This is a genomic window from Streptomyces sp. NPDC051133 (genome assembly GCF_040682635.1).
In the GTDB taxonomy this organism is placed as follows: domain Bacteria; phylum Actinomycetota; class Actinomycetes; order Streptomycetales; family Streptomycetaceae; genus Streptomyces.
This window is the reverse complement of the sequence record NZ_JBFBBK010000070.1, coordinates 1-19,945: the sequence shown is the minus strand read 5'-3', so window position 1 is coordinate 19,945 and position 19,945 is coordinate 1. Positions and strand designations below refer to the sequence as shown.

General features: G+C 73.3%; 15 protein-coding genes. 8 read left to right on the top strand and 7 right to left on the bottom strand.

What is annotated here, in order from left to right; translation table 11 throughout:
- Positions 1–541: 541 nt before the first annotated feature.
- From AB0N17_RS40730 to AB0N17_RS40720, 3 genes are all read right to left on the bottom strand, one after another.
- The gene (locus AB0N17_RS40730; RefSeq protein WP_366016748.1) at positions 542–2,923 is read right to left on the bottom strand and encodes a phosphoketolase family protein; all 2,382 of its coding nucleotides are present in this window, start codon (positions 2,921–2,923) and stop codon (positions 542–544) included.
- A 94-nt stretch (positions 2,924–3,017) separates the two neighbouring features.
- Positions 3,018–3,299, bottom strand: a complete 282-nt coding sequence (locus AB0N17_RS40725) for a hypothetical protein (protein ID WP_366016727.1) — start codon at positions 3,297–3,299, stop codon at positions 3,018–3,020.
- A gap of 521 nt (positions 3,300–3,820) precedes the next feature.
- Entirely contained in the window at positions 3,821–5,617 is a 1,797-nt protein-coding gene (locus tag AB0N17_RS40720; protein ID WP_366016726.1) for a thiamine pyrophosphate-requiring protein, read from the bottom strand.
- Between the two features lie 432 nt (positions 5,618–6,049).
- Here AB0N17_RS40720 and AB0N17_RS40715 point away from each other — a divergent pair, with 432 nt between their 5' ends.
- From AB0N17_RS40715 to AB0N17_RS40705, 3 genes are all read left to right on the top strand, one after another.
- Positions 6,050–6,874: a hypothetical protein gene (locus tag AB0N17_RS40715; protein WP_366016725.1), complete on the top strand. Its 825-nt coding sequence runs from the start codon at positions 6,050–6,052 to the stop codon at positions 6,872–6,874.
- A gap of 360 nt (positions 6,875–7,234) precedes the next feature.
- Positions 7,235–8,491 (top strand): aminotransferase class I/II-fold pyridoxal phosphate-dependent enzyme, encoded by a 1,257-nt coding sequence (locus tag AB0N17_RS40710; protein WP_366016724.1) that lies wholly within the window; start codon positions 7,235–7,237, stop codon positions 8,489–8,491.
- On the top strand, positions 8,488–9,714 hold the full coding sequence (locus AB0N17_RS40705; protein ID WP_366016723.1) for an MBL fold metallo-hydrolase: 1,227 nt from the start codon (positions 8,488–8,490) through the stop codon (positions 9,712–9,714). The genes AB0N17_RS40710 and AB0N17_RS40705 overlap by 4 nt, the downstream gene beginning before the upstream one ends.
- A gap of 361 nt (positions 9,715–10,075) precedes the next feature.
- On the opposite strand, the gene AB0N17_RS40700 is transcribed toward AB0N17_RS40705, so the two are convergent.
- Both AB0N17_RS40700 and AB0N17_RS40695 read right to left on the bottom strand, forming a co-directional pair.
- Positions 10,076–10,681, bottom strand: coding sequence for a VTT domain-containing protein (locus AB0N17_RS40700; protein ID WP_366016722.1), 606 nt, complete (start codon positions 10,679–10,681; stop codon positions 10,076–10,078).
- 20 nt (positions 10,682–10,701) lie between these two features.
- Positions 10,702–11,475: an MBL fold metallo-hydrolase gene (locus AB0N17_RS40695; RefSeq protein ID WP_366016721.1), complete on the bottom strand. Its 774-nt coding sequence runs from the start codon at positions 11,473–11,475 to the stop codon at positions 10,702–10,704.
- Positions 11,476–11,558: 83 nt separating this feature from the next.
- On the opposite strand from AB0N17_RS40695, the gene AB0N17_RS40690 reads away from it, so the two are divergent.
- The 5 genes from AB0N17_RS40690 (at position 11,559) to AB0N17_RS40670 (ending at position 17,864) form a co-directional block, all read left to right on the top strand.
- Positions 11,559–11,990: a hypothetical protein gene (locus AB0N17_RS40690; protein ID WP_366016720.1), complete on the top strand. Its 432-nt coding sequence runs from the start codon at positions 11,559–11,561 to the stop codon at positions 11,988–11,990.
- A 108-nt stretch (positions 11,991–12,098) separates the two neighbouring features.
- Entirely contained in the window at positions 12,099–14,441 is a 2,343-nt protein-coding gene (locus AB0N17_RS40685; protein ID WP_366016719.1) for a phage holin family protein, read from the top strand.
- A gap of 79 nt (positions 14,442–14,520) precedes the next feature.
- On the top strand, positions 14,521–15,582 hold the full coding sequence (locus tag AB0N17_RS40680; protein ID WP_366016718.1) for a MoxR family ATPase: 1,062 nt from the start codon (positions 14,521–14,523) through the stop codon (positions 15,580–15,582).
- Between the two features lie 56 nt (positions 15,583–15,638).
- Positions 15,639–17,372, top strand: a complete 1,734-nt coding sequence (locus tag AB0N17_RS40675; protein WP_366016747.1) for a hypothetical protein — start codon at positions 15,639–15,641, stop codon at positions 17,370–17,372.
- A 66-nt stretch (positions 17,373–17,438) separates the two neighbouring features.
- Positions 17,439–17,864, top strand: a complete 426-nt coding sequence (locus AB0N17_RS40670; RefSeq protein ID WP_366016717.1) for an OsmC family protein — start codon at positions 17,439–17,441, stop codon at positions 17,862–17,864.
- Positions 17,865–18,002: 138 nt separating this feature from the next.
- Here AB0N17_RS40670 and AB0N17_RS40665 read toward each other — a convergent pair whose 3' ends face one another.
- Positions 18,003–18,866, bottom strand: a complete 864-nt coding sequence (locus AB0N17_RS40665) for a helix-turn-helix transcriptional regulator (protein ID WP_366016716.1) — start codon at positions 18,864–18,866, stop codon at positions 18,003–18,005.
- Positions 18,867–18,963: 97 nt separating this feature from the next.
- On the bottom strand, positions 18,964–19,809 hold the full coding sequence (locus AB0N17_RS40660; RefSeq protein WP_366016715.1) for a helix-turn-helix transcriptional regulator: 846 nt from the start codon (positions 19,807–19,809) through the stop codon (positions 18,964–18,966).
- Positions 19,810–19,945: the final 136 nt, after the last annotated feature.

Below are 19,945 nucleotides of genomic sequence, written 5' to 3'. Positions count from 1 at the left end.
CGCAAACGCGTACCCGGCAGGGCCGGTGCGTAACGGCCGGCGCGCCGCGAGCTTGGCGACGGGCTGCTCCGGCGAGCCTCGGGACCGATCGCGCCCGACCGGCCCCCGGCCCCCGGCCCCCGGCAGGAGCGCAGGACGGTTCGTGCGACGCCGGCGCCGGACCGTTCGAGGAGCACCGGCGCGCCGACCGCTTCCGGATCGTGTGCACCGGCACGGCCGCCCCCGACCCGCACGTTCCCGGCTGCCGCGCGCTGCCGGGCTGCCAGATCGCCGGGCTGCCGGGTCGCCGGGCTGCCAGATCGCCGGGCTGCCGGGTCGCCGGGCTGCCGGGTCGCCGGGCTGCCGGGCCGCCGTCGTCGAGACCCTCGGCCCCGCGGAACTCGTCGGCCCGTCCCGGCACTTCCCGCCGTACGTCCGGCACCTGGGCGCGGCGGCGACGAGTCCGTCCGGGCCCGGGAGCGCCACGCCGAAGCCGTACGGTCGATGTGGACGCGGGGTGGACGGCGGGCTCACCGTCCGAACCGCGGCGGCCCTCCGGGGGTCAGCTGTTCCAGCTCCACTCGGAGACCTCCGGCAGGTCGGTGCCGTGCTCGCGGATCCACGCGTGGTGCCGGACGCGGGCGTCGGCCATCGCCTGCCGTACGGCCGCGGCACGGACGGCGAGGCCCGGCACGCGGTCGATGACGTCCATGACGAGCCGGTACCGGTCGAGGTCGTTGCGGACGACCATGTCGAACGGCGTGGTCGTGGTGCCCGACTCCTTGTAGCCGCGCACATGGAGGTTGCCGTGTCCGGTGCGGCGGTAGGCGAGGCGGTGGACCAGCCAGGGGTAGCCGTGGTAGGCGAAGACCACCGGTTTGTCGGCGGTGAACAGCCCGTCGTACTCGAAGTCGGTCATCCCGTGCGGATGTGCGTCGTGCGGCAGCAGCCGGGTCATGTCCACCACGTTGACCACCCGCACGGCGAGGTGGGGCAGGTGCCGGCGCAGCAGCTGTGCCGCCGCCAGCACCTCCTGCGTGGGCACGTCGCCCGCGCAGGCCAGCACGACATCGGGTTCGCCGCCGTTCTCGGTGCCGGCCCAGTCCCAGATCCCGGCTCCCCGCGCGCAGTGCACCCGCGCCTGGTCCATGGTCAGCCAGTCGAAGCAGGGCTGCTTGCCCGCCACGATCACGTTGACGTAGTCCCGGCTGCGCAGGACGTGATCGGCCACCGACAGAAGGGTGTTGGCGTCCGGAGGGAGGTAGACCCGCACGACGGCCGGGCTCTTGTTGAGGACGTGATCCACGAACCCCGGGTCCTGGTGCGAGAAGCCGTTGTGGTCCTGGCGCCACACATGCGAGGTGAGGAGGTAGTTGAGGGAGGGGACCGGAGCCCGCCAGGACAGCCCGCGTGCCGTCTTGAGCCACTTGATGTGCTGGTTGACCATGGAGTCCACGATGTGCACGAACGCCTCGTAGCAGGAGAACAGCCCGTGCCGGCCGGTCAGCAGGTAGCCCTCCAGCCAGCCCTGGCAGAGATGCTCGGAGAGGACCTCCATCACCCGGCCGTGCCGGTCCAGGTGCTCGTCCACCGGAAGCGTCCCGGCCTGCCAGGCCTTCCCGCTGGCCTCGAAGACGGCCTGGAGCCGGTTGGAGGCGGTCTCGTCCGGGCCGACGACACGGAAGTCCCGCCGCTGCCGGGTGTCGTTCATGACCTGTGCGAGGAGGCCGCCGAGCACGCGGGTGGGCTCGTGGAGCGTGGCGCCGGGCTTGTCGACGGGTACGGCGAAGGCGTCGAGGGGCGGCAGCGGCAGCTCGCGGACGAGCAGACCGCCGTTCGCGTGTGGTCCGGCTCCGAGCCGCCGGCTCCCCTCGGGGACGCAGGCGACGACGTCCGCCACGGGACGGCCGTCCGGGTCGAAGAGCTCCTCGGGCCGGTACGAGCGCAGCCACCGCTCCAACTGCCGCAGATGATCCGGGACATCGCGGACCCCGGCGAGCGGGACCTGATGGGCCCGCCAGGTGCCCTCGACGGGAACGCCGTCGACCTCGGCCGGGCCGGTCCAGCCCTTGGGGGTGCGCAGCACGATCACCGGCCAGTGCACGCGTTCGGTGCCGCCCTCCTCGCGGGCGGTGCGCTGCGCCCGCGCGATCCTCTCCAGCGCCTCGTCGAACGCGGCGGCCAGGGCGCGGTGCACAGCCGGGGGATCGTCACCGGTGACGTGCAGGGGCTCATGGCCGTAACCCCGCAGCAGCGCGTCGAGTTCCGGTTCGGGCAGGCGCGACAGCACGGTCGGGTTGGCGATCTTGTAGCCGTTGAGGTGCAGGATCGGCAGGACGGCGCCGTCGTGGACCGGGTCGAGGAACTTGTTGGAGTGCCAGGAGGCCGCCAGCGGCCCGGTCTCCGCCTCACCGTCGCCGATCACGCACGCCACCAGCAGGTCCGGATTGTCGAAGGCGGCGCCGTAGGCGTGCGCGAGGGAGTATCCGAGCTCACCGCCCTCGTGGATCGACCCCGGTGTCTCAGGCGCCACGTGGCTCGGCACGCCGCCGGGGAAGGAGAACCGGCGGAACAGCCGCTCCATGCCGGCCGCGTCCCGCGAGACGTCGGGATAGGTCTCGCTGTAGCTGCCCTCCAGCCAGGAGCCGGCCAGGACGGCAGGTCCTCCGTGCCCCGGACCCCAGACGCACAGCGCGTCCAGTCCGCGCGCCTTGATCACGCGGTTGAGGTGGGTGTACACGAGGTTCAGACCGGGCGAGGTGCCCCAGTGGCCGAGCAGCCGCGGCTTGATGTGCTCGGGCCTGAGCGGCTCGGTCAGCAGGGGGTTGGCCATGAGGTAGATCTGGCCCGCCGCCAGGTAGTTGGCGGCGCGCCAGTGGGCGTCCAGGGTCCGCAGTTCCTCGTCGGGCAGTGCGGTGGTGTCCGGGCGGGCGGCCGTGGGCATGGGTCCTCCGGATGCGTCGTCCATGGGTGGCAACGTGGGTGGCAACATGGGTGGCAATTGTGTCGGGAACGGCAGGAAAGTCCGGGTATGACGGCTACCGGGCACGCCGCAGGGTGCGGCGCACCGCGGGCGACACGGCCGGGCCGGACACCGAAGGAGCCGTGGCGACGCCGGGCGCCGACGCGGCCCGGACCGGGACCAGGACCATGGGACGTTCGGCATGGGCGACGCCGGCTGGCCCGACGGAACCGGCAGCGAACCCGCCCGCCCCGTTCATCTCGTGGAAGCCGCGCGGGCCCGGCACCACCAGTCCGGCGGAGTCCGCCGCATCGATCAGCGCCCCGGCCGGCGTCCCCGCCGGCTGATCAGGGATCACCTCGACACCCGGAGGACCCGGCCGCAGCCGCTTCGCGGCCGCACGGGAGACCCGCGCGGTCCCACCCCGCCAGGCCCCTCCCATCGAGCAGCAAGGCCGCGCCACGAACGCGGCCATTCGGCAGCGGCGCGGCTCTGGAGCGAGCCGTCGAGGCCCACCGCGACGGTTCGGGTCGTCACTGTCTCCACCTCCCGGGAGCGGGCGTCCACCACCAGCCTGGTGACGCCACGCCCACCGGGTCAGGGGCCGCAAGTCCCCGCAGGGGACCGACCGGCCCTGGACGCCCCGAACGCCCGAAGGCGGCGGTGGCACGCGCCGGGCCCGGCCCGGCACCCGGCCGACAGGGTGTGCCAGGACGGCGAAGACCCCGAACGGCCCTGCCCGGGACCGCTGGACATCGGGTATCGGGTGACTTGCGAGTCACCCGATGCAAGTCACCCGATGCGAGTCACCCGGTTGGAGTCCTCGTGCACCGGTGAACCGAACGGTCCCGTGCTGCCACTCCACATCCCCATCCCCGGCTACTGCTTCTCCCGCCCCGGCAGGAACTCCTGCACCTTCGCCTTCAGCCCCTGCTTGATCATCGAACGCCGGTCCGAGTCGCCCTTGAGGATCGCGGACGCCGTCGCCTCCATCTGCTCCCACGTAGCGTGCGGCGGGATCGGCGGCACGGCCGGGTCCGTGAGGAACTCGATCACGCACGGCCCGTCCGCCTCCAGCGCCTGCCGCCAGCCCGCCTCCACGTCCTCCGGCTTCTCCACCCGGATCCCGGTCAGCCCGAGCGACCGGGCGAACGCCGCGTACTGCACGTCCGGGATCGACTGCGACGGCAGGAACGACGGAGAGCCCTCCATGGCCCGCATCTCCCAGGTCACCTGGTTCAGGTCCTGGTTGTTCCACACCGCCACCACCAGCCGCGGATCCGACCAGCGGTCCTTGTACTTCGCCGCAGTGATCATCTCCGCGAGGCCGTTCATCTGCATCGCCCCGTCCCCGACCAGCGCGAACACCGGCCGGTCCGGATGCGCGAACTTCGCCCCGATCGCATACGGCACGCCCGGGCCCATCGTCGCCAGCGTCCCGGACAGCGAACCCCGCATCCCCGGCCGCATGGTGATGTGCCGCGCGTACCAGTTCGCGACCGAACCGGAGTCCGACGTCAGGATCGCGTCCTCCGGCAGCAGCGGATCCAGGGCGCGCGCCACGTGCTCGGGGTTGATCGGATCGGCCGACTGCGCCGCCCGCCGGTCCATCGTCTCGTGCCAGCGCTTCACGTTCGCGCACACCGTGTCGTACCACTCGCGCCCGCCCCGGTCGCTGTCCAGCAACGGGATCAGCCGCCGCAGCGTCGACCTCGCGTCACCGACGAGATTCACCTCGTACGGGAAACGCATACCGATCATGTGCGGATCGATGTCGATCTGCACACCCCGCGCCTTGCCGAAGTCCGGCATGAACTGCGTGTACGGGAACGACGAACCGATCGTCAGCAAGGTGTCGCAGTCCCGCATCAGCTCGTACGACGGCCGGGAGCCCAGCAGCCCGATCGGCCCCGTGACATACGGCAGTTCGTCACTCAGCACGTCCTTGCCGAGCAGCGCCTTCGCCACCCCCGCACCGAGCAGCTCGGCGATCTCCTGCACCTCCGCGACCGCACCGGCGGCACCCTGACCCACCAGGACGGCGACCTTGTCACCCGCGTTCAGCACGTCCGCCGCCCGGCGCAGCGCCTCGTCCGTCGGGGTCGCCGTGTAGTCGCTCATGCCCAGACTGGACGGCACCATCTTGAAGTCGTGCGTCGGCGCCGAGTAGTCCAGTTCCTGCACATCGGCCGGGATGATCAGCGCCGTCGGGCAACGCCGCGCGTACGCCGTGCGGATCGCCCGGTCCAGCACGTTCGGCAGCTGCTCGGGCACCGTCACCGTCTCCACGAACTCCGAGGCGACGTCCTTGTACAGCGTGTGCAGGTCGACCTCCTGCTGGTACGAGCCGCCCATCGCCGTCCGGTTCGTCTGGCCCACGATCGCCAGCACCGGCACATGGTCGAGCTTGGCGTCGTACAGGCCGTTCAGCAGATGGATGGCGCCGGGGCCCGAGGTCGCCACGCACACACCCAGCTTCCCGCTGAACTTGGCGAACCCCACCGCCTCGAACGCGGACATCTCCTCGTGCCGGGACTGGATGAACCTCGGCTGGTCCTCGGCACGGCCCCAGGCGGCGAGCAGCCCGTTGATGCCGTCGCCCGGATACCCGAAGATCTGATCCACCCCCCAAGCGCGCAGGCGCTCGAGAATGTGGTCGGAGACCTTGGTGCTCATGGAGAGACCTCCCCGGTGCAGTGCGAAGCGGACGGTCCGGTCAGCACGTTCCGAGTGACCTGCGAGGGAGACGGAAAACCTCCCGGCGGGGGAGCGCGCGGGGCGTTGCGGGGTCCGCGAGAGGCCCGCGAGAGGCCCGCGGGGCGCTGCGGGGGGCCGCGGGGATGTGGGCGGGGGCGTCCCGGCGTACGGCCGCGGAGCGTCGCTTTCACCCGGCCGGGCGTGCGCGTCCCGCGAATGGGGCCCGGCCGCGCGCGGTACGCCGTTGCACGGGCTGTCATGGCAGCGAGGGCACGCCCCGTGCCCCGCACCCGCGACGCCGTACGGCAGCACCGCCGTACCCCGTCCCGGTGACCGCCGTACCGCCCCACCGGTGCGCCGGCGCTCCGCCGTCCCCGCCGCACCGCCGACGCCCGTCGAGGAGCCCACCCCATGCGCCGCACCACCCGTGCCCTGTCCGTCGCCCTCGTCGCCGGTGCCGCGCTCGCCCTGACCGGCACCGGCGCGGCCGCCACCCCCACCGCCGACACCCCTCCCGCGGCCTGCGACACCGTCTCCGGCCCGGCACTGGCCCCCCTCGACGACGAATACCCGGCCCTCGACGACGACACCGTGCGGCCGTCCCAGGCCGCGGACACCGTCGGCGGAGCGGCCGGGCCCCCCTACCGGAGCACCGCCCGCATAACCGCCGGCCGGCCCGCGACCCGCCCCGCGGACACCGGACCGAACCCGGCACCGGCCGCCGGCGACACCTGCCCGCCCGTATCCGGCACGGCACGCGAGCAGTCGGACGCCCCCCACGCCCCCACCCACGGCGACGACGACGCAGGCGGCACCTGCACGGACGGCAAGAAGTGCGACGACGGCACCCACCAGGGCGGCGACACGAGCGCGGCGTGCCGACAGGGGCAGCAGTCCTGCCAAAACGACGGCGCCCGGTGCCGGGACGGGCAGGCGTGCCCGCAGCGGTCCCCGTGCAAGAACGGGGCGCAGTGTTCCGGCGACGACGGCCATCAGGGCTGCACCGAGCCCGGGACCTGCACCGAAGACGACCCCGGGTGCGCCGCGTCGCACGACACCGACGGTTGCGCCCCGGCCGGCGTCGAGCACGGGGTGCAGGCCGGACAGGGCGGCAGCTACGACCCCTCGGTCCCGGCCCTCGTCGCCGGCGGCGTGCTCATCACCACCGCCTGCGCCGCAGCCGGCTACCGCCTGTACGGCCGCGGACGCCCGGAGCACCGGACCACGGACCTGTGACCGGCGCAGACCGACCCGTGACCGGCAGAACGCCCCGCACCGGCCATGGATCACCGCCCGGCGGGTACACACCCTCCCGAGGACCACGGCACCGGACACCTGCCCCGCCCGCACCGACGACACCACCCGCCGGACCCCGGCCACGGGCACCAACGCCCCCCGACCACAGGCACCCGGACCACCCAGCACCCGAACCACACGGCACCCGAACCACACGGCACCCGAACCACACGGCACCCGAACCACACGGCACCCGTTCCCGGCACCCTGGACGACAGCGCGCGAGAACACCAAACACGGCGAGGACGGCACGGCCCCCGCGGGCCGGCACACGGCACCACGGACTGCGCGGAGGCGGACATGCGGCGGACGGACCCCGAGGGCCACGGCCCCGTCCGCTACGGCCCGCCGCTGCCCGGCGACGGCCTGCCCGTCCTCCCCGAACTCTCCGCCGTGCTCGCCGCCGCCGCGAGCCGCGCCGACGCCCAGCCCGTCGGCGGCGCCCCCGCCCTGCTGGAGGCGGCCTGCGGCTACTGGACCCGGCGCGGCCTGCCCACGATCCCCGACCAGGTGGCCGCGGGACCCGGCGCCCCCGCCCTGCTGCTGGCACTGACCGCCGCACTCGCCGGTGACGGCGCCGACGTCCTCGTCCCACGCCCCTGCGCCGCCTGGTGGGCCCCTTACGCCCGGCTCCTCGGCCGCCCCGTCTTCCACGTGCCGACCCCCGCCGAGAGCGGCGGAGTCCCCGACCCCTACGCGCTGCTGGAGACCGTCCGCCGGGTCCGCGCCGAGGGCGGCGACCCACGACTGCTGGTGCTGTCCGTCGCCGACGACCCCACCGCCACCGTCGCCCCGCCCGAACTCCTGCACGAAACCGTCGAGGCGGCCACCGGCGAGGGCCTGCACCTGGTCAGCGACGAGACCTGGCGCGACACCCTGCACCACCCGCACGACACCGTCCTGCTCAGCCCCGCCGAGATGCGGCCCGACCGGGTCACCGTCGTCACCGACCTCGCCGGAGCCCTGCTCCCACCCGGCTGGCCCGCCGCCGTCGCCCGCTTCCCGGCGACCGAGGACGGAACACGGCTCCACGCGCGCGTACTCGACATCCTCACCGCGCTCGGCGCCCGCATCGCCGGCCCGGTCGCCGCGGCCGCCGGATACGCCCTCGACGAACCCCCGCCCGTCGCCGACCGCCGCGACGCCACCGTACGGCTCCACGCGCGCGTCGCCGCCACCGCGCACGCCGCGCTAGTCGCCGCCGGCGCGCTCGTCCGCCCGCCCCAGGCCGGCCGTCATCTGTACGCCGACCTCGCCCCGCTGCGCGAACCCCTCGCCGCCCAGGGCGTCGGCGACGCACAGGAACTGGAGGACTTCCTCACCGCCCGGCTCGGCATGCCCGCACCCGGCGGCCACCGCTTCGGCGACGACCTCGGCGCACTGCGCGTACGGCTCTCCACGGGGCCCCTGCTGGGCGGCACGGACGAGGAGCGCACCGAATGCCTCACCACGCCCGAACCGTTGGAACTGCCGCACGTGCACCGCGCGTTGACCTCCTTGACGTCGGTCCTCGACGACCTCCGCGACGACGCTCAGCGATGGGAGCCTCCTCGATGACGCAGCAGACGCACGAGCCCGGATCGGCCACGACGACCACGACGCCCACCCGGACCACGCCCCCGGCGACGGACACCGAGACGTCCAGGACGCCCACCCCGGCCACCGCGAGAGAGACCGCTGCTCCGGCCCCGGAGAGGACCACGGGAAGGGCCACGACGACGACCACGGCAGCGGCCCGGCCGGGCACCCCGAAGCCCCCTCCGGCACTCCCTTTCCCCCCACTGGCCGAGCCCCGCCCCCTCGGCGAACACCGCGTATGGCCCCGCACGTTCCACGACCGGCTCACCGCGCCCCTGCCCGGCCTCAAGGCCCTCGCCCGCTTCGCCCGCGAAGGCGCCGTACGCCCCGGCCCCGACGGCCTCGCCGACATCCCCGGGCTCCCCTGCGCACCCGCCCCACTGCCCCGCGTCGACACCCACACCCTCGCCGTCACCTGGGCGGGACACGCCAGTTGGATCATCCGCGTCGGCGGCCTCACCGTCCTCACCGACCCCGTGTGGTCCCACCGCATCCTCGGCACCCCGGCCCGCATCACCCCCGTCGGCGTTCCCTGGGAGACCCTGCCGCCCGTCGACGCGGTCGTCATCAGCCACAACCACTACGACCACCTGGACGCCCCGACCCTGCGCCGACTCCCGCGCGACACCCCCGTGTTCGCCCCGGCCGGCCTCGGCCGCTGGTTCCGCCGCCGCCGGTTCACCTGCGTCACCGAGCTGGACTGGTGGGAGGCCGCCGAACTTTCAGGGGTTCGTTTCGACTTCGTGCCCGCCCATCACTGGTCCAAGCGCACCCTCACCGACACCTGCCACAGCCTCTGGGGCGGCTGGGTCCTCACCGACCCCCACGGGCAGCGCCTCTACTTCGCCGGCGACACCGGTTACGGCCACTGGTTCACCCGCATCGGCCGCCGCTACCCCGGCATCGACCTCGCTCTGATGCCCATCGGCGCCTACGACCCCCGCTGGTGGCTCAGCGACGTCCACTGCGACCCCGAGGAGGCCGTCCAGGCCACCCTGGACCTCGGCGCCCGCCGCATGGCCCCCATGCACTGGGGCACCTTCATCCTCTCGGCCGAGCCGGTCCTCGAACCCCTCACCCGCGTGCGGACCGCCTGGGAGAAAGCCGGTCTGGAACGCACGGACCTGTGGGACCTGCCGGTGGGCGGCTCGAAGGTGCTGGAGCTGGACCGCGCGGCCGGATCCAGAGCGAACGCTTCCTGACGGAGCATCAGGAGAACGGAATCCGGCGACTGCGTTCCGGCGACTGGATCCCTACGACTGGATCCCGACGACCGGCGACCGTATGCAGACGACCGCATCCCGGCGACCGAATCGCGAGCGCGCTGTTCGAGCGACCACATCACGACGACCGTATGCGGGCGACCGCATCCCGACGATCGCATTCCGGCGACAGAATCTCGACGACCGTATACGGGCGACGACACCCCCGACGACCGTACGCCGGCGACCGTATACCGGCGACTGCATCCCAACGACAGCCGATGGACAGCCGGATCCCGCCAAGAGCCGTTGGCCGGCCGCATCGCGACGACCCCACCCCCACGACCCCACCGCCCCAGCGCTACCGCACCCGCCGTATCAGCCCCGGCACCGCACTGACGGTCAGAGTCAGTACGACCGCCGCGGCCACCCCCTCCCACGGCTCCTTGAACAACGACCCGCCCAGAATCCCGATCACCTGATACGTGACCGCCCACGCGAGGCACGCCGCCACATTCCCCCGGCTGAACCGCCGCAACGGCCAGTCCGCCATCAGACAGGCCAGCATCACCGGTATGCGCCCCGCCGGCACCAGCCGGGACAGCACCAGCACGGCCACCCCGTGGTCGGCCAGCTTCCCCCGCGCCTGCGCCAGCCGCTCCTCCGGCGCCCGGGACCGTATCGCCTCCAGCCACCGCGACCCGCTCTTCGACCGCATCCCGCGCCGCCCCAGCCAGTACAGCGCCGCATCCCCCAGGAACGCGGCCAGCGACGCCGTCACGAACACCAGAGCCAGCGAGAACGGCGCCGTCTGATGGAACGCCACCACCGCCGCCGAACTCACCAGCGCCCCCGTCGGCACCACCGGCACCAGCGCACCGATCAACACCAGCGAGAACAGCGACGGATAACCGAGCGCCCGCTGCGTCACCTCCGTGGGCACGGCCGACGTCGCGGCGGCGAGCATCACCGCACAGGCCGGCCGTATCACCGCGCGACCTCCAGCCGCACGCTCTCCCCGTGCCCCAGCTTGTGCACCGCCACCCGTGGCGCGGCCTGCGCCGCCAGGCGCACGAACTCGTCCCCCGGCGCATGGAACTCGTGCGGGCGCACCGCGTCCATACCGATCGGCCAGTACGTCCCGTAGTGCACCGGCACCGCCACCCGCGGCGCCAGCCGGGCCAGCACCCGCGCCGCCCGCCCCGCGTCCAGGTGCCCCTCGCCGAGAAACGGCCCCCAGCCCCCCACCGGCAACAGCGCCACATCCACCGGCCCCACCTGCTCGGCCATGGCGTCGAACAGCCCCGTGTCACCCGCGAAATACGTCCGCGCCTCACCCTCCACCACGTAACCCAGGGCGGGGGAGCGGTGCGGCCCCACCGGCAGCCGCCGCCCGTCGTGCAGCGCGGGCACCACCCGGACCAGCACCCCGCCCATCCGCACCTCGTCCCCCGGGACCACCTCGATGACCCGCAGGTGCCGCAGCCGGCGCACACCCGGCACCGCCCGTGGTGCGCCCCGGGGTACGAGCAGGCGCGTGCCCGGAGCCAGACCGGCCAGCGAAGGCAGATGCAGATGGTCGGCGTGCAGATGCGAGACGAGCGCCACGTCCGCGCGGCGGGCCTCCGCGGGCGGCACGGCACCCCGGCGGCGCCGCAGATGCGCCAGCCGGCGAGCGAACAGAGGATCGGTGAGCACCCGAGTGTGCGCATCCTCGATCGTGCAGGTTGCGTGACCCCACCAGGTGATCTCCACCGGCACCTCTTCGCCTCCTTCACGCGACTCCCCGAAGCCTACGGGCAGGAGTAGGGTCTGCGGCGAAACCCGGAGGTGAGGGGGACGCCATGGGAGAGCTGCGCGGTGTCGTCGGCGCGCTCACGACCGTGCGGGTCACCGCCATCGCCAGCCTGACTCCCCTGGAGGAGCTGGAGGCCGACCCCTTCCTGGTGGACTCCCGCAGCCAGCACGCGATGTGCGCCCGCTGGGCGGCCGAACGCGGCTACGTGCTGGCCCGGGAACTTCTCGTCGGCGGACTTCGTTTCGACCACTGCGCACTGTGGGACGGAATCCGCCCGGGCGTGGACGTGTTCGTCGCGCCCAGCCTGCGCGTGCTCGAACGGGCCCTGTCGTCGGTGGAGGAGTTCACCGCCGAATGCGCCCGGCGCGGGGTCCGGGTGGAGACCGTGGGCCGGGCCGAACCGTCCTACGACGCGCAGATGAAGGCACAGGTCCACCGCCGGCTGTCGATGCCGACGGCCGGCTACGACGGCCGGTGACGCCCGGCGCCCCGCGCCCGTCCACCCGCCCGAAGGGCCGTCGTGCCATATGACAAGGTGGACAGCGGCCCGGCTGTCGAAGGGGCCGGGACGTGAGGTGTGCGGGGCGTGCGAGGCGTGAGATGGCGGCGGATCGCCAGTCAGACCGGACGGAGCATCGCCGTATGGGCGGTGTCCACCCTCACCATGCTGCTCCTGGCCGGACTCCTTCCCGACTTCCGGCTCCAGTCCCCCGACGGCGACAGCAGCACCCGCATCGCCGTCACCGCCGCCTGCGGCGCCGGCGCCTTCGGTGTGCTCTCGGCCGTGGCCTGGCCCCTCCTGGTCCGGCTGCTGCTGCTCATCCCCGCCCTGGTACTGGGCCTGCTCGTCTTCTTCCTCAACGGCTCCCTGCTGCTGCTCGCCCTGCGCCTCAACCCCTCCGGCCGGGGCGCGGTCGCCCCGGAGACCGCCGTCATCGTGGCCGCCGTGATGTCCGCCGTCGCCTCGGCCACCGGCGCCGCCCTCGCCGTGCGCGACGACGAGGCCTACCGGCGCCGGCTGCACCGCCTCGCCACCCGCCGCAGCAGAACCAACTCACCCTGCCCGTCCGCACCCGGCCTGGTCTTCATCCAACTCGACGGCGTGGGCCACGACGTCCTCGAGGACGCGATCCGCAAGGGGCTGATGCCGACGGTCGCCCGCTGGCTGGCCGCTGCCGACGGCATACAACCGACAGTCGAAGGCATACGGTCGACGGGCGACCCCGGACAGCCGACCGACGACGGCACACACTCGACAGATGGGCCCCGACAGCCGACCGGCGAAGGTATACGGTCGACGGGCGAAGATCCACAGTCGACAGGCGACACCATGCCGTCGACAGGCGACGACAGACGGCCGTCAGACGGCGGCACCCGGCCGACCGTCGGCGAAATGCCGCCGACAGGCGACTGCATACGCCCCAACCACAGCCCCAACCACCGCCCCACCCACCGCCTCACCCCCTGGCGCACCGACTGGTCCAGCCAGACCGGCGCCAGTCAGCTCGGCATCCTGCACGGCAGCACCTTCGACGTGCCCGCCTTCCGCTGGTACGAGAAGGACCGGGGCGAGGTGATGGTATGCAATCGACCGACCAGTGCCGCCGAACTGCAACGCCGCGCCATATCGCATACAGGCGACGGCGGACTGCTGACCGTCGACGGCGCGAGCCGAGGCAACCTCTTCAGCGGCGGCGCCGGTGAACAGGCCCTCGTCCTCTCCATCGCGACCCGCCGCCGAGGCCGCGAGAACCGTTCCCGAGCCGGCTACTTCGCCTACTTCTCCGACCCGGCCAACGCCGTCCGCACCGCCCTCTCCTTCGCCGCCGAGGTCGCCCGCGAGATCGGCCAGTCCACCCGCGCCCGGCTCCGCAGGCAGCGTCCCCGGGTGTCCCGCGGCGGCCTCTACCCCTTCGTCCGCGCCTTCGCCACCGTCGTCGAACGGGACGTCGTCGTCGCCGCGGTCATGGGCGACATGCTCGCCGGCCGCACCGCCGTCTACGCCGACCTCGTCGCCTACGACGAGGTCGCCCACCACTCGGGCCCGTGCAGCCGGGACGCCGAGAAGGTGCTGCAGCGCCTCGACCGGTCCCTCGCGCTGATCGAACGCGTCGCCGAACACGCCCCACGCCCCTACCGGATCGTCGTCCTCTCCGACCACGGCCAGAGCCCCGGCGAGACCTTCCACGCCCGCTACGGTCTCACCCTCGCCGACCTCGTCCGGGCCGGCTGCGGACTGCACGTCCCCCGCCGCGCCGATCGCACCCGCAGCGGCGCCGAGGCCCGCGCCGCCGTCCGTGCCGCGCTGCGCCGCCCCGTGGAGGAACGCCCCGCCCGCGCCTCGGAACCGATCGTCCTGGCCTCCGGCAACCTCGGCCTGGTCTCCTTCCCCGACGTGCCCCACCGCATGACCAAGGCGGAGATCGACGCCCGCCACCCCGCCCTGCTCACCACCCTCGCCAACCACCCCGGCATCGGCTTCCTGCTGGTCGCCGACGACGAGCACGGCGGCGTGGTGCTGGGCCCCTACGGCACCGAGATCCCGCTGGCCGAGCTGGACGACGAGACCGGCCCGCTGGCCCGCTTCGGCCCCGGTGCCGTCGACGCCGTGCGCCGTACCCACTCCTTCCCGCACACCGCGGACATCATGGTCAACTCCGCGTACGACCCCGCCGACGGCGAAGTCCTCGCCTTCGAGGAGCAGATCGGCTCCCACGGCGGGCTCGGCGGCGCACAGTCCCGCCCGTTCCTGCTCTCCCCGCTGGAGCTGTCCGCGCCGGTCGACGCGGACGGGGATCTGGCCGGCGCCGAGCACGTGCACCGCGTACTGCGGCGCTGGCTGCGCGAGCTCAGCGGACCGCAGGTACCCCTCACCGACGACGGGGAGGAGACGGAGGAGACGGAGGAGACGGAGGAGCGGGCCGCCTGAAAATCGGCTGCGCCCGCCCCGCCGCACACCCACACTGTTCGAGTCGTACACCACTCGAACACCCGAGGATGTCCCCGCCTTGCAGGCTGCCGTCACCGTCACCCCCGCCCGCGTCCCCGAACTCCTCCTCGGCCTCGCCACCGTCCGGCCCGTCTTCCTCTGGGGCGCCCCCGGCATCGGAAAGTCGTCCCTGGTGCGGGAGTTCGCCACCTCGCTCGGCCTGGAGTGCGTGAGTCTGCTCGGCACCCAGCTCGCGCCCGAGGATCTGATCGGCGTGCCGCAGATCCGCGACGGACGCTCGGTGTTCTGCCCGCCGGAGACCATCGCCCGCGACGAGCCCTACTGCCTGTTCCTGGACGAGCTCAACGCGGCCACCCCGGACGTGCAGAAGGCGTTCTACTCGCTGATCCTCGACCGCCGCATCGGGAACTACGAGCTGCCCGAGGGGTCCATCGTGATCGGCGCCGGCAACCGGGCCACCGACAACGCCCTCGCCCGGCCCCTCGCCTCCGCCCTGGTCAACCGGCTCGCCCACGTCCACCTGGAGGTCTCCGCCACGGACTGGCTGGCGTGGGCGGGCGAGAACGGCATCCACCCGTGGATCCTGGACCACCTCACCGACCGGCCCGACCACCTGTGGTCCAAGCCGCCGAAGACCGAGGAACCGTTCTCCACGCCCCGCTCCTGGCACATGCTCTCCGACGCCCTGCACTCCTTCGGACCCGACCTCGACGAGCCCACCCTGACCGTCCTCGCGCACGGCACGCTCACCCCCGCGCACGCCACCGCGTTCTGCGGCTACGTCAAGGTCGTCCGCAGCCGGTTCGGGATCGAGGCGATCCTGAAGGGCGACGCCCGCTGGCCGCACCGCATGCAGGACCGGGACCTGCTGTACTACCTCGCGGAGTCGTTCCGCGGCCGGCTGCTCAAGGAACTGCCCGCCGGCAAGGAGCACATGTCGGCGAACGGACGGCAGGTCGCCTACCGCGCCAAGGCGCTGCTGGTGCAGCTCGCCGAGATCTCCGTCGAGGTCGCCCAGACCGTCATAGCCGGGGACGACGACGGCAACCCCGTGCTGCCCTCCTGGTTCCTGGTCGAGGCCGCCCGCGACATGCCCCGCCTGGTGGAGGCCCGGCGGTGAACCGCACCCCGCCGAAGAAGAAACGCGACCTCGCCGGCGAGGCGTTCGCCGAGGGCATGCGGCTGCTGCGCGCCAACCCCGCGCTCGCCGCGTTCGAGTTCAGCACCTGCCGCAGCGAGACCTGCGCCCTCGCCCCGCGCGACGGGCTGCTCGTCGTCGACTCCGACGCCACCGTCCACGCCCACCCCGACCGCTTCGCCGACCCCGGCGCCTGGGCCTGGGCCCTCGCCCACGCCGCGCTCCACCTCGGCTTCGGGCACGTCCCCGCCGCCCGCGGCCGGCGCGAGCAGCCCGACCGGTACGACCTCGCCGCCCGCTGCGTCGTCGTCAACCGTTTCCTGCTCGGCTTCCCCGTCGGCACCACCCCCGACGACCTGCCCGCCGGCTACCCCGACGGGGACGAGGAGCGGCTCGCCGCACGCTGGCGCGCCCACGGCCTGCCGCCCGCCTACGAGCGCTGCGGCACCGCCGGCGGCGCACCCGACCAGATGCTCACCGAATGGCAGGCCTGGCAGGGGCCGGTCCCCGACCGGCAACTGGCCTTCGCCACCGCGCTGACCCGTACCGTGTCCGCCGCGATGGACATGGCCGCCGGCCGCCGGGACTCCCTCACCGGCGAGCGGACCGCGCAGCGCCCCTGGGACAAGGCCCTGAGCTGGTTCGTCTCCTCCTACCCGCTGCTCGGCGGCATCGCCGCCGGGATCAAGCTCGTCGCGGACGCCGAACTCGCCCGCGCCCACGGCATCCAGATCGCCGCCGTCGACCCCGCGGCCGGCGAGATCTACGTCAACCCGCTGCGCCGCTTCGACGACGAGGAATGGCGGTTCGTCCTCGCCCACGAGATGCTGCACGCCGCCCTGCGCCACGGCGACCGGTGCGGCCCCCGTGACCCCTACCTGTTCAACGTCGCCTGCGACTACGTCATCAACGGCTGGCTGGTCGAGATGCAGGTCGGCACCATGCCGGAGGGACTCCTGCACGACCCGCAGCTGGCCGGCCTGTCCGCCGAGGAGGTCTACGACCGCATCGCCGGCGACCTGCGCCGCGCGCGCCGCCTCGCCACCCTGCGCGGCAAGGGCACCGGCGACGTCCTCGGCGCCCCGCTCACCCCGGTCGGCGACTACGTCGACCTGGACGGGTTCTACCGCCGCGGCCTGACCCGCGGCCTGGACCTGCACCAGAGGCAGGAGCGCGGCTTCCTGCCCGGCGGCCTGGTGGAGGAGATCCGCGCGCTCAGCCACCCCCCGCTGCCCTGGGACGCTCAACTGGCCCGCTGGTTCGATGAGTTCGTGCCCCGCCCCGAGCCCGTACGGTCCTACGCCCGCCCCGCCCGCCGCCAGGCGTCCACCCCGGACATCCCCCGCGCCGGGCGCTGGTTCCCGCCGGAGGAGGTCGCCCGCTGCACCTTCGGCGTCGTCCTGGACACCTCCGGCTCCATGAGCCACACCCTGCTCGGCAAGGCGCTCGGCGCCATCGCCTCCTACGCCGAGGCCCGCGACGTACCGGCCGCCCGCGTCGTCTTCTGCGACACCGCCCCGCACGACGCCGGGTACCTGCCCGTCACCGAGATCGCGGGCCGGGTCCGGGTGCACGGACGCGGCGGTACGATCCTGCAGCCCGGCATCGACCTGCTGCACCGGGCCGAGGACTTCCCACCCACCGCACCGGTGCTGGTCATCACCGACGGCTGGTGCGACGTCCTGCGGGTGCGCCGCGAGCACGCCTATCTGATCCCCCAGGGAAATCACCTCCCGTTCACCGCGCGGGGGCCCGTCTTCAGAGTCCGATGAGCCCGGATGTGATCGGATAGGGGATACGGAAAACCCCGTAACGGGATCCGACGGAAAGGAATCACCGTGGCCACCACGCGCACCGCGCACACCGTCTGGGAAGGCAACCTGCTCGAGGGCAAGGGCGTCGTCACCTTCGACTCCTCCGGCATCGGCGAGCAGCCCGTCACGTGGGCCTCGCGCGCCCAGGACGCGAACGGGAAGACCAGCCCCGAGGAGCTGATCGCCGCCGCCCACTCCAGCTGCTTCTCCATGGCCCTCTCGCACGCCCTGGCCGGCGCCGGCACCCCGCCCACCCGGCTGCGGACCGAGGCCGACGTCACCTTCCAGCCGGGCGAGGGCATCACCGGCATTCACCTCACCGTGCGCGGCGAGGTGCCGGGCCTGGACGCGGACGGCTTCGCCTCGGCCGCCGAGGACGCCAAGAAGAACTGCCCGGTCAGCCAGGCCCTGACCGGTACGACGATCACCCTGACGGCCGAGCTGGCCTGACGCTGGCAGGACCCGGCCGGACGACCCCGCGATGCCGCGTCCCGACGACGGGACGCGGCATCGCCGTCGCCCGGCCCTACGGCGGGAGGATCGGGGAACCCCTGACCCCTCGGGGCGCGGAGCGTCACGCGACCGCGTTCACAGGCTCTCGCGGTACTCCCGCAGGACCTTCCGCGTGCGCTGGGCCGAGGCCGCCCGGGCCGTCATGTGGTCCAGCACCTCCAGATGGGCAGCGACCTCCCGGCGCGAGTCCAGATAGAGCGCGCCGGTCAGATACTCGGTGAACACCATGTCCGGCAGCTCCGGCTCGGCGAACCGGAACAGCGTGAACGGCGCGTACGTCCCCGGGTGCGGGCCCGCGGCGAACTCCGCGAGCTGCAGGGTGACCCGGTCACGCTCGGCGTACTCCAGCAGCCGGTCCAGCTGGTCCCGCATCACCTCGGGCCGCATGCTCACCGGGCGCCTGAGCACCGTCTCGTCCATGATCACCCACAGGTGGGGCGGGTCGTCCCGCTCGAGCAGCAGCTGCCGCTCCATGCGCAGCGACACATGGCGTTCGACGGTCTCCGGCCGGGTCTGCCCGATCGTTCCGGCCTCCATCACCGCGCGCGCGTACGCCTCGGTCTGCAGCAGGCCGGGCACGAAGTGCGGCTCGTAGGAGCGGATGATGCGGGCGGCGCCCTCCAGGCTGACGTACAGGCTGAACCAGTCGGGGAGCACGTCGTGGAAGCGCTGCCACCAGCCCGGCTGGTTCGCCTCCTCGGCCAGCCGCACGAACGCGGACGCCTCCTCCTCGGGCACCCCGTAGGTGGAGAGCAGCACCTGCACGTAGGGGATCTTCAGCGCGACCTCGGCCATCTCCATCCGCCGTACGGTCGCCGACGCCACCCTGAGGACCCGGGCGGCCTCCTCCCGGCTCAGTCCCGCCGCCTCGCGCAGCTCCTGCAGCCGTTTGCCGAGCACCACCTGGCCCACGGTGGGCGCGGCCCGCCGCTCGCTCACGCCACGCCCTCCCCTACGCGCCGACGCACGCGGGCAGTCTGTCACGCCGTGCCGTCCCGCACACGTGGTCGAGGCGAACCGGATCCGCGCAGTGTCCTCAACCGGCCAATGTGTGCAGGTACTTGGTGGTCGCCGCGTCCGCCGGCAGGAACGTCTCGATGGCCAGCTCGGCGACCGTGACGTCCATCGGCGTGTTGAACGTGGAGATCGACGACACGAACGACAGCACGCGGCCGTCGTGCTCGATGACCAGCGGCAGCGCGAAGTACGGTACGGGCTCGGCCGGTTCGTCACCGGACGCGTCGAGCGGCACCGGATAGGCCGACACCTCCTCGTACAGGGCGCGGAGCCGGTCCGAGCGGTGCAGGGCGAGCTGCCGCTGCATCTGCTCCAGCAGATGACCGCGCCACTCCTGCAGGTTCCGGATCCGCGGCGCCAGCCCCTGCGGGTGCAGGGTCAGCCGCATCGCGTTCGGGGCCGGCTCCATCAGCTCCTGCGGCACGCCCTCCAGCAGCATGGCGATGCCACGGTTCGCGGCGACCACCGTGTACGTGGCGTCGACCACCAGCGCCGGGTAGGGCTCGTAGCCCTGGATCAGGCGTTCCATGCCGTCGCGCAGCGCGTCCAGCGCCGGGTCGTCCAGCGGGGTCTCCGGGTAGTACGGGGCGTAACCGGCCGCCAGCAGCAGGGCGTTGCGCTCCCGCACCGGTACCTCCAGGTGCTCGGCGAGGCGCAGCACCATCTCCTCGCTCGGCCGGGACCGGCCGGTCTCGACGAAGCTGATGTGCCGGGCGGAGGAGTCGGCACGCAGCGCCAGCTCCAGCTGGGAGATCCGGCGCCGCTCCCGCCAGCCGCGCAGCAGCGGGCCGACGCCCTTGTCGGACGCGGCGGCGGCACCGGAGGCGGTGGCGGACACGGAGGGGCCGGAGGCGACAATGGTCATACGGACGACCGTAGTCGAGGAGTTGCGCTTGACGTCCTCCGCTCCCTAAAGGGAGGGGATTCCCGTCTGCCTGCCGGTGGTGACCGGTTGGGGCTTCGGGTGGGTTCCCCGTTCAACGGGCCGTGCCTGGCGCGGG

What these genes read in the sequence shown, in the direction of transcription:
- AB0N17_RS40660 (WP_366016715.1), bottom strand. Translation starts at nt 19,809, where the DNA reads ATGACCATTGTCGCCTCCGGCCCCTCCGTGTCCGCCACCGCCTCCGGT.
- AB0N17_RS40690 (WP_366016720.1), top strand. Translation starts at nt 11,559, where the DNA reads ATGGGAGAGCTGCGCGGTGTCGTCGGCGCGCTCACGACCGTGCGGGTC.
- AB0N17_RS40675 (WP_366016747.1), top strand. Translation starts at nt 15,639, where the DNA reads ATGCGGCTGCTGCGCGCCAACCCCGCGCTCGCCGCGTTCGAGTTCAGC.
- AB0N17_RS40705 (WP_366016723.1), top strand. Translation starts at nt 8,488, where the DNA reads ATGACGCAGCAGACGCACGAGCCCGGATCGGCCACGACGACCACGACG.
- AB0N17_RS40720 (WP_366016726.1), bottom strand. Translation starts at nt 5,617, where the DNA reads ATGAGCACCAAGGTCTCCGACCACATTCTCGAGCGCCTGCGCGCTTGG.
- AB0N17_RS40700 (WP_366016722.1), bottom strand. Translation starts at nt 10,681, where the DNA reads ATGCTCGCCGCCGCGACGTCGGCCGTGCCCACGGAGGTGACGCAGCGG.
- AB0N17_RS40715 (WP_366016725.1), top strand. Translation starts at nt 6,050, where the DNA reads ATGCGCCGCACCACCCGTGCCCTGTCCGTCGCCCTCGTCGCCGGTGCC.
- AB0N17_RS40710 (WP_366016724.1), top strand. Translation starts at nt 7,235, where the DNA reads ATGCGGCGGACGGACCCCGAGGGCCACGGCCCCGTCCGCTACGGCCCG.
- AB0N17_RS40730 (WP_366016748.1), bottom strand. Translation starts at nt 2,923, where the DNA reads ATGCCCACGGCCGCCCGCCCGGACACCACCGCACTGCCCGACGAGGAA.